Source organism: Streptomyces sindenensis (assembly GCF_014649035.1).
GTDB lineage: Bacteria > Actinomycetota > Actinomycetes > Streptomycetales > Streptomycetaceae > Streptomyces > Streptomyces sindenensis.
The window spans coordinates 1-13,097 of the sequence record NZ_BMSG01000018.1 but is presented as its reverse complement, the minus strand read 5'-3'; the positions used below and the strand labels follow the sequence as shown (position 1 = coordinate 13,097).

12 protein-coding genes are annotated in these 13,097 nt (G+C 69.6%); 5 read left to right on the top strand and 7 right to left on the bottom strand.

Annotated features, from left to right (window positions below; genetic code table 11):
• Positions 1–11 precede the first annotated feature (11 nt).
• Positions 12–1,154 (bottom strand): ROK family transcriptional regulator, encoded by a 1,143-nt coding sequence (locus IE145_RS19890; RefSeq protein WP_189526745.1) that lies wholly within the window; start codon positions 1,152–1,154, stop codon positions 12–14.
• Between the two features lie 73 nt (positions 1,155–1,227).
• On the opposite strand from IE145_RS19890, the gene IE145_RS19885 reads away from it, so the two are divergent.
• Together IE145_RS19885 and IE145_RS19880 are read left to right on the top strand one after the other, a co-directional pair.
• Positions 1,228–2,370: a Gfo/Idh/MocA family oxidoreductase gene (locus IE145_RS19885; RefSeq protein ID WP_189526743.1), complete on the top strand. Its 1,143-nt coding sequence runs from the start codon at positions 1,228–1,230 to the stop codon at positions 2,368–2,370.
• Positions 2,367–2,852: a heme-degrading domain-containing protein gene (locus IE145_RS19880; protein WP_093808860.1), complete on the top strand. Its 486-nt coding sequence runs from the start codon at positions 2,367–2,369 to the stop codon at positions 2,850–2,852. Before IE145_RS19885 ends, IE145_RS19880 begins: the two co-directional genes overlap by 4 nt.
• A 106-nt stretch (positions 2,853–2,958) precedes the next feature.
• Here IE145_RS19880 and IE145_RS19875 read toward each other — a convergent pair whose 3' ends face one another.
• The 4 genes from IE145_RS19875 to IE145_RS19860 all read right to left on the bottom strand — a co-directional run bounded on the left by IE145_RS19875 (position 2,959) and on the right by IE145_RS19860 (position 6,104).
• Complete coding sequence (locus IE145_RS19875) at positions 2,959–3,819, bottom strand: fumarylacetoacetate hydrolase family protein (RefSeq protein ID WP_189526741.1); 861 nt, start codon at positions 3,817–3,819, stop codon at positions 2,959–2,961.
• Positions 3,820–3,957: 138 nt separating this feature from the next.
• The gene (locus IE145_RS19870; RefSeq protein WP_189526740.1) at positions 3,958–4,728 is read right to left on the bottom strand and encodes a YidC/Oxa1 family membrane protein insertase; all 771 of its coding nucleotides are present in this window, start codon (positions 4,726–4,728) and stop codon (positions 3,958–3,960) included.
• Positions 4,729–4,876: 148 nt separating this feature from the next.
• Positions 4,877–5,209, bottom strand: coding sequence for a DUF6412 domain-containing protein (locus tag IE145_RS19865; protein ID WP_093438357.1), 333 nt, complete (start codon positions 5,207–5,209; stop codon positions 4,877–4,879).
• 127 nt (positions 5,210–5,336) lie between these two features.
• Positions 5,337–6,104 (bottom strand): class E sortase, encoded by a 768-nt coding sequence (locus IE145_RS19860; protein ID WP_189526738.1) that lies wholly within the window; start codon positions 6,102–6,104, stop codon positions 5,337–5,339.
• Positions 6,105–6,452: 348 nt separating this feature from the next.
• On the opposite strand from IE145_RS19860, the gene IE145_RS19855 reads away from it, so the two are divergent.
• Together IE145_RS19855 and IE145_RS19850 are read left to right on the top strand one after the other, a co-directional pair.
• Positions 6,453–7,457, top strand: a complete 1,005-nt coding sequence (locus IE145_RS19855) for an SEC-C domain-containing protein (RefSeq protein ID WP_189526736.1) — start codon at positions 6,453–6,455, stop codon at positions 7,455–7,457.
• 152 nt (positions 7,458–7,609) lie between these two features.
• Positions 7,610–10,747, top strand: a complete 3,138-nt coding sequence (locus IE145_RS19850) for a DEAD/DEAH box helicase (RefSeq protein ID WP_189526734.1) — start codon at positions 7,610–7,612, stop codon at positions 10,745–10,747.
• A gap of 141 nt (positions 10,748–10,888) precedes the next feature.
• Here IE145_RS19850 and IE145_RS19845 read toward each other — a convergent pair whose 3' ends face one another.
• Both IE145_RS19845 and IE145_RS19840 read right to left on the bottom strand, forming a co-directional pair.
• On the bottom strand, positions 10,889–11,092 hold the full coding sequence (locus tag IE145_RS19845; protein WP_373296611.1) for a DUF397 domain-containing protein: 204 nt from the start codon (positions 11,090–11,092) through the stop codon (positions 10,889–10,891).
• A 13-nt stretch (positions 11,093–11,105) separates the two neighbouring features.
• A complete protein-coding gene (locus IE145_RS19840) occupies positions 11,106–11,969 on the bottom strand; it encodes a helix-turn-helix domain-containing protein (protein ID WP_189526730.1) in 864 nt (287 codons plus the stop codon).
• A 378-nt stretch (positions 11,970–12,347) separates the two neighbouring features.
• Between IE145_RS19840 and IE145_RS19835 the strand changes: the two genes are divergently transcribed.
• Positions 12,348–12,788, top strand: a complete 441-nt coding sequence (locus IE145_RS19835; protein WP_189526728.1) for a hypothetical protein — start codon at positions 12,348–12,350, stop codon at positions 12,786–12,788.
• The last annotated feature ends 309 nt before the right edge of the window (positions 12,789–13,097 follow it).

The window sequence follows — 13,097 nt, the reverse complement described above, 5'->3', positions numbered from 1 at the left end:
CCGGCGAGGCCCTACCCTCGATCCGCCTTCTCCTCCCCCACCCGCTTCTCCTCCCCGACCCGCCCGAACACCGGCGCGAGCACCAGCTGCGCCGCGCCCTCCGCGACCGGCCGGTCTCCGCCCCCGGCGACCGTGACGGTCACGCCCGCGCCCGCTCCGCCCCGGGCGGCCCGCTCCTCGATCACGGCCCGGACGCCCCGTACGTACGCGTCCTCGTCGGCGGCCACCGTCCGGCCGCCCAGGACCACCCGGTCGATGTCGAGCAGGCCGACCAGGTTCGCCGCGCCCGTGCCCAGCACCCGGGCCGCCTCGCCCCGGTCGCCGCGCGCCTCGGCGGCCAGGCACAGGGCCTCGATGCAGCCACGCCCGCCGCAGCCGCACAGCGGGCCGTCCAGCTGGAGGGTCTGGTGCCCGAACTCGCCGGCCCCCGTCCGCGCCCCCCGGTGCACCTCGCCGCCGAGGACCAGGCCCGCGCCGAGACCCGTACCGAGGTGGAGGTAGGCGAAGTCGCCACCGCCCGCGCCGCCGAGGGCGAGGGCCAGGGCGGCGGCGTTGGTGTCCTTGTCCAGGACCACCGGCAGCCCGGTCCGCTCGGCGAGGGCGGCGCGCAGCGGGTAGCCGTCCCACCGCGGGAATCCGGTGACCCGGTGCAGCACGCCGTCCCGGTGGTCGAGCGGTCCCGGCACCGCGACGCCCACCCCGATCACCGGCTTGTGCGGTTCGGCCGCACACAGGTCCCGTACGGCGTCGGCCGCGTCCGCGAGGACCCGCTCCGCCGGAGCGCCGAGGTCGAGGGGTGCGGTGGCGACGGCGACGGGCCGGCCCGCGAGGTCGACCAGGACGGCGGTGAGCCCGTCGCGGTCCAGGTGGAGGCCGACGGCGAACTGGGCGTCGGGGACCAGCCGCAGCACCGTGCGCGGCTTGCCGCCGGTGGAGGGGCGCAGGCCCGCGCCGGCGGCGAGGCCGTCCTCCCGCAGCCGGGCGGTGATCTTGCTGACGGCCTGCGGGGTGAGGCCGGTGCCCTCGGCGAGCTCCAGCCGGCTGATGCCCTCCGCCCCGGCGGCCCGCAGCAGGTCCAGCACCAGCGCGGCGTTGTGGTGGCGCAGCGCCGGGAGGTTCACCCCCGCCGGGGCCTTCGTTCTGCTCCTGTTCACCGCTCACTCCCCTTCACCACCCCATTGTGCCGGTCGCTTGCACTTTGGCAACAGCGTTGCTTAAGTGGATCGCATGACCCCCAACGCCCCCGCCGCCTCCGGCGCCCCTCTCCGCGTCGCCCTCGTCGGGTACGGCCTGGCCGGCTCCGTCTTCCACGCCCCGCTGGTCTCCGCGACCGACGGCCTGGTCCTCGACACGGTCGTCACGTCGAACGAGGAGCGCCGGGCGGAGGCCCGTGCCGCCCATCCGCAGGTCCGGTTCGCCGCCTCGCCGGACGAGCTGTGGGAGCGCGCGGACGAGCTGGACCTGGTCGTGATCGCCTCCCCGAACAAGACGCACGTCCCGCTGGCGACGGCCGCGCTGAAGGCCGGGCTGCCCGTCGTCGTGGACAAGCCGATCGCCGGGACCGCCGCCGAGGCGCGCGAGCTGGCCGCTCTCGCCGAGGAGCGCGGGCTGCTGCTCTCGGTCTTCCAGAACCGCCGCTGGGACAACGACTTCCGCACCCTGGCCGCGCTGATCGCCGACGGCGAGCTGGGCGAGGTGCAGCGCTTCGAGTCCCGGTTCGAGCGCTGGCGGCCGCAGCTGAAGGGCGGCTGGCGCGAGTCGGGCGACCCGGACGAGATCGGCGGTCTGCTGTACGACCTGGGCAGCCATGTCGTCGATCAGGCGCTGGTGCTGTTCGGCCCGGCCGTCCAGGTGTACGCGGAGTCCGACGTACGGCGTCCCGGTGCGGCGGCGGACGACGACACGTTCATCGCGATCACGCACGAGAACGGGGTCCGCTCGCATCTGTACGTCAGCGCCACCACGGCCCAGCTCGGCCCGCGCTTCCGGGTGCTCGGCTCGGCGGCGGGCTATGTGAAGTACGGCCTTGACCCGCAGGAGGCGGCCCTGCGCGGGGGGCTGCGCCCGGTGGCCGGTGAGCCGTGGGGCGAGGAGGCGGAGGAGCTGTGGGGCCGCATCGGCTCCGGCGAGTCCACGCTGACCGGCGGCGGCACTCCCGTCCGTACGCTGCCCGGCGACTACCCCGCGTACTACGCCGCCGTCGCCGCGGCCGTCCGTGGCACCGGCGCCAACCCGGTCACCGCGCTCCAGGCGGCCGCGGCCCTGGACGTCCTGGAGGCCGCCCGCCGCTCGGCGCGCGAAGGCGTCTCGGTCACCCTTCTCCCCCACCACAACGGACCGCACCACGACGCAGAGGAGCGGCGCGCATGACCACCACCTCCCCCTCCCCCACCATCGCCGAGCTGATCGCCCAGGAGCGCCGGCTCACCCTCCCGCGCTTCTCCCACGACGACGCGTTCGCGCTGGGCAGCCTGCTGGTCGAGCTGGCCCGGGAGCGGCACGCGCCGGTCGCGATCGACATCCGGCGCGGGGCGCAGCAGCTGTTCCACGCGGCGCTGCCGGGTTCGAGCGCGGACAACGACGCGTGGATCGACCGCAAGCGCAAGGTGGTCGAGCGGTACGGCGAAAGCTCGTACCTGGTCGGCACCCGGTTCCGCGCGAAGGGCACGACGTTCGAGGAGTCCTCGCGCCTGGACCCGGACACGTACGCCGCGCACGGCGGTTCGTTCCCGATCGCGGTGGAGGGCGCGGGCGTGATCGGCACGGTCACGGTCTCCGGGCTGCCGCAGGCCGAGGACCACGCGATGGTGGTCGAGGCGCTGGAGCAGTTCACGGCGACGCCGGGGCTCTGATCCGGCCGTACGGGGAGGCGGGCCGGGCGGCTGAGCAGCCCGTACGGGAAAGGGGGCGCCGTCACACGTACGTACGCGGGACGACGACGGCACCCCCGCCACCCGGCTAGGCGTCCTTGAGCTCCTGCCGCTGCCGTCCGAGCCCCTCCACCTCCAGCTCCACCACGTCGCCCGCCTTCAGGTACGGCTTGGGCTCGGGCTGCCCCATGGCGACCCCGGCGGGCGTACCGGTGTTGATGATGTCGCCCGGGTAGAGGGTCATGAAGTGGCTCAGGTAGCGGACGACCTCGCCGACCGGGAAGATCTGCTCGGCCGTGGTGCCGTTCTGCTTCAGCTCGCCGTTGACCCAGAGGCGTAGCGGCAGGGCCTGCGGGTCGGGCACCTCGTCGGCGGTGACGAGCCAGGGGCCCAGCGGGTTGAACGTCTCGCAGTTCTTGCCCTTGTCCCAGGTGCCGCCGCGCTCGATCTGGAACTCGCGCTCGGAGACGTCGTGGGCGGTGGCGTACCCGGCGACATGGGCGAGCCCCTCCTCGGCGGAGCCCAGGTAGCGGGCGGTGCGCCCGATGACGACGGCGAGCTCGACCTCCCAGTCGGCCTTCCGGCTGCCGCGCGGTACGAGGACGGTGTCGTCGGGCCCGACGACGGTGTCGGGGGCCTTGAAGAACAGGATCGGCTCGGCCGGGATCTCCGCTCCCGTCTCGGTCGCGTGGTCGTAGTAGTTCAGCCCGATGCACACGATCTTGCCGATGCGCCCGACCGGCGGACCGATCCGCAGCCCCGTCGCGTCCAGGGCGGGCAGCACACCGGGGGTCTCGGCGGCCGCCCGTACGCGGGCGAGCGCGGAGGCGTCGGCGAGCAGTTCGCCGTCGATGTCGGGGACGATTCCCGACAGATCACGCAGAGTCCCGTCGCGGTCGAGAAGTGCGGGACGCTCGGCGCCCGCCGTACCGACTCGAAGCAGCTTCAACGGTCCAACTCCTCTTGATCGAGGTGGAGAGCCCTTCGGCGGGGTGCGGCCGCCGAGGGGCTTGGCTGATCGTCCAAGAGATCGGATCACTCCGCAAGACCTCGTTCACACACTGGACCGGCGCATCGGCCGCGCCGATTACGCCGCGGTGGCCATGGCGCCACCGGCGACCGGCATGTCGCGGTAGAGCCAGGCCCGCTCGACGGCGGTCCAGGTGGTCGTGGTGACGACGTACAGGGCGGCGGCCAGCGGGACGACGGCCACGGTGATCAGGGTGAAGAAGGACAGCAACGGAATGAGCTTGGTCATCGCGCCCATCCCGGGCACGGGCTGTCCGTCCGGGCCGGCGGCCGGCGTCATCGGATTGGCGGCCATCTGCCGCTTCGTGCGTCCGTAGCTGAACGTGGCGACGGCGGCGACGATCACGAAGAGCCCCAGGTAGACCAGCCCCTGGCCGCCGAACAGGCCGCCGTGCGCGAGCGCGTCGTGCCAGCGCCCGCCGAGCGGCGCGCCGAGCAGGTCGTGGCTGAGCAGCGCGTTGGGCTCGCCGCCGATCGAGCTGCTGGAGAACAGGTGGTAGAGCAGGAAGAACGCGGGCATCTGGAGCAGGCTCGGCAGGCAGCCGGAGAGCGGCGACACCTTTTCGGCGGCGTGCAGCTCCATGATCGCCTTCTGCATCCGCTCGGGATTCCTGCCGTGCTTCTTCCGCAGTTCGGCGATCTGCGGCTGGAGCCGGCTGCGGGCCTTCTGCCCGCGCGCGGCGGCCCGGGAGAGCGGGTGGACGGCGAGCCGGACGAGCGCGGTGAACAGGATGATCGCGGCGGCGGTGGACGCGGTCTGGAAGAGCGGTTCGAGCAGATCGGCGAGGGAGCCGACCAGGTTCGCGAAAGCGGACATGAAGGCGGACATGGGTGAGCCCTCCGGGGGTCTCGTCGTGCCGGGAGGTACCTGCGAGGAGGTACGGGGGTGATCACTCGGCATGACGACCGGCGCGGGGCGCACCCGTCCCGGGTGCGGCGCACGTACGCGCGGTGCGGGCGGGAGGTGCGGGGTTGCGCTACGCGGCGGCCGTCAGGAGGGCGTACCCGGGTGCCCGGGGCCTGGTGCGCCCCCGCGCGTCGGGGTCGCGTTGAGGGAGGAACGCGGTGCGCCGCTCCCGGTCCCTGATGGCCGTACGGACCCGGGTGCGGGGCACCGGGGCCGCGCAGCGGGCGCTGATGACGGCGCAGGCGAGGAGGGCGGACCCGGCCGCGGCGGTGGCGGCGAGCGCGACGGCGGCGGAGAGGCTGCCGCCTTCGGCGAGGAGGACCTCGGTGAGGAAGAGGAGGACGAGTCCGGCGGGCCGGAGCAGCCGGGCGAAGGCGCGGCGCAGGGCGTTGGCGTCCCGCACGATGTGCACCTCCCGTTCCTCGAATGCCGTTCCTCGAACCGTTCCGCAGGCCCTCGTGCCGTTCGTGCGGAGGCCCTTGTGCCGTTCCTGCGGGGTGCCGCCCATCGGAGTGAACGGCACTCTTTCGTTATACACGATGCGCCGGAGCGGCCTTCGGGTTCCCGGGATCGTCACCGGGGCGCATGGCGGTGAGCTTCCCCCAGACGACGAGGCGGTAGCGGGAGCTGAACTCGGGGGTGCAGGTGGTGAGGGTGAGGTAGTGGCCGGGTTCGCTGTAGCCGGCGGAGGTGGTGATGTTGCTGCGCGGTACGGGCGCGATGACCCCGCTGTCGGAGGGCGCGGTCCGGGCGAGGCGTTTGCCGACGGTGTACGTGTAGACGGCGTCCCGGGTCTCGACGGTGATCCGGTCGCCGCTGCGCAGCCGGTCGATGCGGCGGAAGGGTTCGCCGTGGGTGTTGCGGTGCCCGGCGAGCGCGAAGTTCCCGGCCTGTCCGGCCTGCGCGGTACGGGTGTAGTGCCCGACGTACCCCCGGTCGAGCACCCCGCCCTTGCTGGTGCCCTCGGCGACGGGGGCGGTGAGCCCGATCCGGGGGATACGCAGGACCGCGTAGGCCTGGTCCCAGCGGGGGGCGGTACGGGGCCGGGCGGCCGGGCCGGGCGCGGCCTCGGCCCCACGACCGGAGGCCGAGGGACGAGGCCCCCCGTCGACCGCGCCCTCACCACCACCCGGGCCGGGGGCGGGCACGGGCGCGGGGGCGGGCTCTTCCCACTCCCGCTGAAGGCTCCGGACGGTGCGCCCGGCGTCGGCGCGGGCCTCGCGGTTGGTCCACCAGAGCTGATGGACGACGAGGAGGAGTAGGACGACACCGAGGGTGACGACGACTTCGGCGGACACCCAGAGCCCACGGGCAAGAAGATACGAACCACCACGGCCAGGGCCAGGGCCACAGCAACGGCCAGGACCACGGCAACGGCCACGCCCACCGGACAACACCCCTCCGCCACGACCACGGCCACACACTCCGGACAACGCCGCACGCCCTCGCCCGGCTCCCCGCCTCCGTATCGACGTCACCGTCACCGTCGCCCTCCCGCACCGCAAGCCTCGGGGCGCACGACCGCACACCGTTGAGGACTCGGAGCGCACGGTAGGGGCAAACCTCACAACTCTCCAGACTTCTCCCGCTTCTCCTCCCCCGCCCTCTTCTCCCCGCCGTCACCGTCCGGCAGTACCGTGTGGTCCATGCGCCCCGACACGCCTGCCGACCACACCACCGAAGCCGAGCGTCTGCTCCGCACCGCGGCGCAGTACCCCGAGGACCACGAACCGCTGGTCCTCCAGGCCGCGGCCCACCTGGAACTCGCGGGCGACCGCGCCCGCGCGAGCACGCTCTACGACGGCCTGCTCGCCGCCCCCGAGGCGACCGTCGACAACCCGCACCTGATCAAGGCCCTGAAGGCGGCCAACCTCTGGGAGTACGGTCACGAGGCCGAGGCCCGGGCGATCATCGACGGCATCCGAGCCGCCGGCCCGCTGAACGCCGCGCCGTGGCAGGTGGCCGCGGAGACCTTGGAGGCACACGACGAGCTGGAGAAGGCGCACGACTTCCTCTCCACCGCCCTGACCCTGCTGCTGGCCCCCGGCGAGGAGGTCCCGTACGCCACCCAGTCTCTGCTGACCGGCCGCCACCGGGTGCGCCGGCTGATGGGCCTGGAGCACGACGCCTGGGACGAGCTGGCGGGCGAGCTGCACACGGCCCCGGTGCCCCTGGACGAGCTGCACGACCCGAAGCGCCTGTGGTCGCTGGGCTCCTCGGATCCGGTGGAGCTGAAGGCCGAGATCGCCCGCCTGCGCGCGGAGCTGGGCACGTACCGCACGGCGCTGTCCCGGCCGTTCCCGGTGGCGGTACTGCACTGGCCGGAGCAGGAGCTCCGCGAACTACTGACGTCGTACCCGGAGTTGACCGAGGAGTACGTGGACCGCCCGACCCACCTGGCCCGCCTGGAGGCGTCCCTGCGCGACCTCCACGCCACGGGCACCCCGAACCTGGGCATCGTCACGGGCACGGTCCCCTCGTACGAGGCGTTCGCCGCCTCGGAGTCCGCCTCCCCGTCCGACCCGGGCCTCCTCCCCCAGTACGCCACCACCCTCGCCGCCCGGGGCCGCGCGCTCCCGTGGCCTCCGGCGCGCACGGCTGCCTGCTGGTGCGGGTCGGGGGAGGCTTACGGGGGGTGCCACGGGGGCTGAGGCCGCCGGCGTCACATCCCTAGCAGGGGCCGCCGCCCACGACTTCTGGGGCGGTGGCCCCTGCTGCTTTCGCCAGCCATCGGGCCCGGATGTCAGACCTCCTTGATACAACTGCATATGCAGAACGCAGCCAAATGAGGGGGACTCGGGGCATGCCCAACGACTTTTCGGTTGAAGCGCCGGTTGCTGGGCTCTATGAATCGCTCATCACACATCGGCTCGCTGAGCGGATGAAACAGCTCGACTCCGCAGGCTGGCACTCCATCGAAGCCTCAGTCGGCACAGAATCGGCGCCCCATGTCCTCTCCCGCCATATCGGCGCAACAGTGCGCCGGGTGCTCCAAGGACTCTCCCCCGCCGAGCAGGTGGTTGCGGCCAATCACATCCTGGAATCGCTCAATACGCTTGAGGGTGCAACAGAGTGGGTCGACCTCGTCGCCGACGGGCCGCGGCAGCTGCTGGCGGTCGCGGAGCAGGAGGCGCCCGGCGTGTATGCCATACGTCCAGCGACCCCGTTGGCCGAGACGGCGCTCATCACGAACTCTCCCGAGGACCCCAGCCTCGGCTTCGAGCTGCGCTCCGAGCTGGCCACCGCCGACCGAGTCGACCTCCTCTGCGCATTCGTGAAGTGGCACGGACTCCGCGTCTTGGAGAAGTCCCTGTCGTCGGCACGCGAGCGGGGTATCCCCATCCGTGTACTCACGACGACGTACATCGGCGCCACCGAACGTCGCGCTTTGGACCGGCTGGTGCGAGACTTCGGCGCCGAGGTGAAGGTCAACTACGAGCTTCGCTCGACCCGCCTCCACGCCAAGGCGTGGCTCTTCCGCCGTGACAGCGGTTTCGACACGGCGTACGTCGGCAGTTCGAACCTCTCCAAGGCCGCCCTCCTTGATGGACTCGAATGGAACGTCCGACTGTCCTCCGTCGCGACGCCCTCGGTGATCCGCAAGTTCGAGGCGACCTTCGACGCCTACTGGAGTGAGCCGGCCTTCGAGTCGTACGACCCGGCCAGGGACGCCCAGCGGCTGGACGATGCCCTGTCCCGCGCCGGTGGCAATGGCCGCCCCGGATCTACGGGCATCACCCTCTCCGGCCTGGAGGTACGCCCATACCCGCACCAGCGGGACATGCTCGAACGCCTCGAAGTCGAGCGCACGGTGCAAGACCGGCACCGCAATCTTCTCGTCGCGGCTACGGGCACGGGGAAAACCGTCATGGCGGCGCTGGACTTCAAACGTCTGCGTCAGATCCTCGGCCGTGACCCACGCCTGCTCTTCGTCGCGCATCGCAAGGAGATTCTGGAGCAGTCCTTGCGCGTCTACCAGAACGTTCTCATCGATGCGAACTTCGGTGAGTTGTTGTTCAGTGGCGAGATCCCCAGCCGATGGACCCACGTGTTCGCCAGCGTCCAGTCGCTCACAGCGCAGACTTTGGACCGTATCGCCCCGGATCACTTTGACGTCATCGTGATCGACGAGTTCCATCACGGCACGTCGCCCACCTACCGCAAGATTATGGACCACTTCCAGCCACGGGAGCTCTTGGGGCTGACAGCGACTCCGGAACGCATGGATGGCTTGAACATCCAGGACGAGTTCTTCGACGGTCGGATCGCGGCGGAGATGCGTCTCTGGGAGGCACTGGAGAACGAGCTCCTGAGCCCCTTCCACTATTTCGGCGTCACTGACAACACGGACATGAGCGCTGTCACATGGAAGCGCGGAGCCTACGACACGACAGCCTTGAGCAACCTGTTCACGGGCAACGACGCACGGGCTCGCCTCGTGGTGCAAGCGGTGAAGGACAAGGTCACCGACCCTGACTCGATGCGTGCCCTGGGATTCTGCGTGTCGGTCGCGCACGCACACTTCATGGCCGATTTCTTCCGACGGGCCGGCCTGAACGCGGTGGCTCTGTCTGGTGAGACTCCAGCACTCGACCGCAAGGCAGCACTTGATGACCTGCGCTCGGGTGCACTCCAAGTCATCTTCTCCGTCGACCTGTTCAACGAAGGTCTCGACATCCCCGACGTCGACACCTTGCTCCTGCTGCGCCCCACCTCCAGTGCCACGATCTTCCTCCAGCAGTTGGGGCGGGGGCTGCGTCGCACGGAGAACAAGGCGGTCCTCACCGTCCTCGACTTCATCGGTCAGCACCGCAAGGAGTTCCGGTTCGAAGAACAGTTCCGTGCGCTGACGAACCTGACGCGGAACCGCCTTCTCGACAGCGTCGAGCAGGACTTCCCCCAGCTTCCTTCGGGCTGCCAGATCATCCTTGAGACGAAGGCCAAGGACCTGATCATCGACAACATCCGCGCACAGATCGCGGTCAATGTCACGCAGTTGGCCCGCGAGGTGGCTTCCTACGCGGAGCCACGCCTTGCGGACTTCCTCAAGGAGAGCGGCCGGGAGCTCAAGGAGCTCTACCGAGGCAGCGGAAACTCATGGACAGGCCTCTTGCGTCGAGCGAATCTCCTAGACGCAGTCGGACCTGAAGGCGAGTTGGCCCTCCTCAAGCGGGTCTCGGCCTTCCTGCACGTCGATGACCCGCTGCGCGTTGCCGCGTACAGCAAGTTGCTGGCCGATGACGCTCCTCACTACGACGAGCTCAGCGAGCAGGAACAAAGCTACGCCCGCATGTTCTTCTTCTCGCTCTGGCCGCTGGGTGGAGACTTCACAAGCTACCAAGCCGGGCTGGACTCACTGCGCCCCCAGCATGCGTTCCGGGACGAGCTGCGTCAGGTGCTCGCTCACGTGCTGCAGCAGGCCGACCACGTACCCGTGCCGCTCCTCGGGGCTCACGCCGCCATCCCACTGACCATCCACGCTTCGTACAGCCGCGAAGAGATTCTGCCCGCACTGGGCCAGGCCTCCGTGGACGGCCGAAAGCCCGGGCACTTCCGCGAAGGCGTGAAATGGTGCGAGAACATCCAGACCGATGCCCTGTTCGTGACCCTGGAGAAGGACGAGAAGGACTTCTCACCCGAGACCCGCTACAAGGACTACGCCCTCAATGACTCCTTGTTCCACTGGGAGTCACAGAACCAGACTTCAGAGCGCTCACCCACCGGTGTCCGCTACCAGACCCACAAGGAGAAGGGCACGCACGTCCTGCTCTTCGTCCGCCGATACAAGCAGACGGATATCGGTGGACCCCAGCCGTGGATGCTCATGGGGCCGGCGGAGTACGTCAAGCACACGGGCAGCAACCCGATGGCGATCGAGTGGAAGCTCTTCCATCAAATCCCGGCCGACGTGCTGACCTACTCGGCGATCGCCGCCGGCTGACTGCCTCCTGCCGTCCCGGCTCGGGCGGGCCGCGCCCGCTGAGCAGTTCCACACTTCGGGGGTTGGGGCGGCAAGCGGGCAGCCACGTTCTGCTGCACGGAGTGACCGCCCGGCTGAGCCCGCCAGGGCTGCGGGTACGAACTAGATGCCGCTGCCGCTCTTCACTCCGGCCACGAACGCCCCCCACGCAGCAGGCGGGAAAACGAAGGCTCCACGATCGCGGTCCTTGGAGTCGCCCACAGCGACAGCTCCGCCCGGTGCTACCTGGAACTCGACACACTGGCCCTGAGTGTCGCCACTGTAGGACGACTTGATCCATGCTTCGGTCGGAAGATCGTGCCGCATCATCGTGAGCCTCTTACTCGTTCTCAAGATCTCGCGCAACGCGTGAGATCACATCCATGGACTGTCGCGAAGATAGAGCGGCCGCACGTAGCTGGTCAAAGGCACTGCGGTAGTTCTCCACAGCCCCCGTCTCTTCGAGGTACAGGCCGCCGTCGAGATTGTCGAGACCGACGACGTCCAGCTCCATCGGGTCCGGATACGAGTACACGGTGAACGGACCGTCCATGCCTACGTACGCGCCCTGCGAGTAGGGGATCACCTGTACCGCGATGCCAGGGCGGTCGGACACTTCGACGAGGTTGCGTAGCTGTGCAGCTGTGACGGCAGGACCACCCACCTGCCGATGAAGCACCGATTCGTCCAGTATGCAGAGGTATTGAGGCGCGTCATCTCGATCAAAGATCGCCTGTCGGGCGAGGCGAAGGTCGACGAGTGTCCGCACTTCCTCGTCGCTCATCCGCTTGCTCACCGTACCGCGGATGACCGCCTCGGCGTACGCATCGGTCTGAAGCAGGCCAGGGACCACCACACTCTGGTAGGCGTAGATCCGGACAGCGTCCGACTCCAGCGTGAGTCGTTCTTGAAAGTCTGGCTTGAGCTTGTCCGAGTGCTGCGACCACCAGCCCTTCTGCTTGCTCTGCCGCTGAAGGGCGAGCAGCGCTTCCCTCATGGGCGGATCAACCTGGTACATGTCGAGCAGGGTCTTCAGCTCCAGAGGCCGCAGCCCTTGCCGCCCGTTCTCGATGCGACTCATCTTCGTCTTGTCGCCATCGACGGTCTCACCGGCCTGCTGAAGGCTGATGCCGGCCTCCTCCCGGAGCCTGCGCAGTTCAGACCCGAGCCGCTTCTTTCGCACCTTCGGTTCCGGATGTGCCACCCGTCACTCCCCTCCTTCGCCGCGGACCAGTGTGCCGCATGGGCCCGTTCAGGGTTTCGTCATATGCCTGTTGAGTTTCCCAATGCTAGAGAAATCTCAACGTTGAGCCCACTCATGTTGCACACAGCTCCCAGTTGGGTGCATTCTGTTGAGAAGTAGCAGCCGACAGCTGAACTGGGCTGGCACAGAAGCTTGGTGACGGCGTTACACGGCTGCACTGCGTCCCCGCACAGGTGTTCGCGAACTGAACTCGCCACCCATGTGCGCATATCGAGAGCGCTACGCGCCTGGGCACAGGAGATCGTGATGACTCACCAACCGGTCAACAGTCCACCGGAGGCGGCTAGCAATACGGGAGCCGAAGGATTACCTCAGGACGTGATCAGCGCGGAGCTCGACGTACGCCGCGCCCTTGCGTTCCGGTTGGGTACGACGACCCGTTCAACGCTGGACGAGGCAGTCTCTTTGCTGCGTCGCAAGATCGTCACCTTCGCAGACGAAGTCTTCGCCGTGGAAGCAGAACTGACCTCGTCGGATCGCAGTTTCCGACTCGAAGTAACCCACCTCGTCGACAACCCGCCGCGTCGAGCTGCCTACTCTCACGAGGTCTACGCACACGTCCGCGCTCAGGCACGGGTACTGCGGAAACTCCTCGCCATGAAGCGGCAGCCCGAGGAGCCGTCTGCCGGTGCAACCGCAGATCGCCCTCCGCTCCCCATTCGGCCCCGGCCCAGCCGCGCACCAGAGTTCACCGAGCGCACCGGAACGTACGTGGTGCCTAGCGGACTCGCTCCACCCTTCCCGGAGAAGGACGGATGAGCGAACGGGCCCGGCAGATCGCGTATGTCGTCTGCCTCGCCGCCATCGGCTCGTCGATCGTGGCGGCGGTGTGCTCGGGCAGGTAGCCGAGGGCGCTCCTCGGCTCGCAGCGCCCCTGACCGGCGCGCACGTTCAGCCCCGGGTTCACCCCACAGACCCCCGCCCGGCTGTCTCCATGGACGGTCGGCAGCCGGGCGGGTGCAGGAGCACGACGGTGCGGAGACCGAATCTCCGCGACATCAGCACCGGAAAGGACTTCCCAATCGTGATGTCAAGCCGCTGCTGTGACGGGAGGTGAACCTTGGTAGC

Excerpts from the sequence above, each read along its gene's own strand:
- IE145_RS19885 (WP_189526743.1), top strand. The coding sequence starts at position 1,228 with ATGACCCCCAACGCCCCCGCCGCCTCCGGCGCCCCTCTCCGCGTCGCC.
- IE145_RS19880 (WP_093808860.1), top strand. The coding sequence starts at position 2,367 with ATGACCACCACCTCCCCCTCCCCCACCATCGCCGAGCTGATCGCCCAG.
- IE145_RS19845 (WP_373296611.1), bottom strand. The coding sequence starts at position 11,092 with ATGCGGCACGATCTTCCGACCGAAGCATGGATCAAGTCGTCCTACAGT.
- IE145_RS19850 (WP_189526734.1), top strand. The coding sequence starts at position 7,610 with ATGCCCAACGACTTTTCGGTTGAAGCGCCGGTTGCTGGGCTCTATGAA.
- IE145_RS19870 (WP_189526740.1), bottom strand. The coding sequence starts at position 4,728 with ATGTCCGCCTTCATGTCCGCTTTCGCGAACCTGGTCGGCTCCCTCGCC.
- IE145_RS19855 (WP_189526736.1), top strand. The coding sequence starts at position 6,453 with ATGCGCCCCGACACGCCTGCCGACCACACCACCGAAGCCGAGCGTCTG.